The sequence below is a fragment of the Capnocytophaga canis genome, assembly GCF_000827555.1.
GTDB lineage: Bacteria > Bacteroidota > Bacteroidia > Flavobacteriales > Flavobacteriaceae > Capnocytophaga > Capnocytophaga canis.
Window position 1 is genome coordinate 1 of the sequence record NZ_CDOI01000018.1, and the last position, 499, is coordinate 499.

1 pseudogene is annotated in these 499 nt (G+C 35.9%); it reads left to right on the top strand.

The features are described from left to right. A pseudogene (locus tag CCAND38_RS12080) lies at positions 1-126 on the top strand (IS1 family transposase); the annotation flags it as partial. Between the last annotated feature and the right edge of the window lie 373 nt (positions 127-499).

The following is a 499-nucleotide window of genomic DNA, read 5'->3' on the forward strand; positions in this document are numbered from 1 at the left end:
ACACACTTTTGAGACATCGGATACGCCGAGCGGTGAGGAAAACTTGTTGTTTTTCAAAAAAGTTTGAAAACCATATAAAAGCCTTTTGAAATTGTATTTTTCTACATCAATTTTGGGTGGATTTGAGTATCATACATTGTGTAACTCTACCCAATACTTAATTTTGTTATGTTTTGGAGGATAAAGTTTTGCTAGGTTTCAGGTTTAACTGTGATAAGAAAAAAGAATACAGTAAAGTTATCGAATTCCGAAGAAAATATACTTTACACGCTAATTAAAAGAACATGGCTCGCTGAGCCTTGCGAACAAACATTACACCTATAAAAACAAAAAACTCCAATCATATTTCTGATTGGAGTTTTAACTTAAAGAAGGCGACGGTTCGACCAAAGGGACACGCCGCACCTTAGCATAAAAAAATCCGTTTCATATTGAAACGGATTTTCAATTAAAGAAGGCGGCGACATACTCTCCCACTTGCGTAGTACCATCTGCGCTA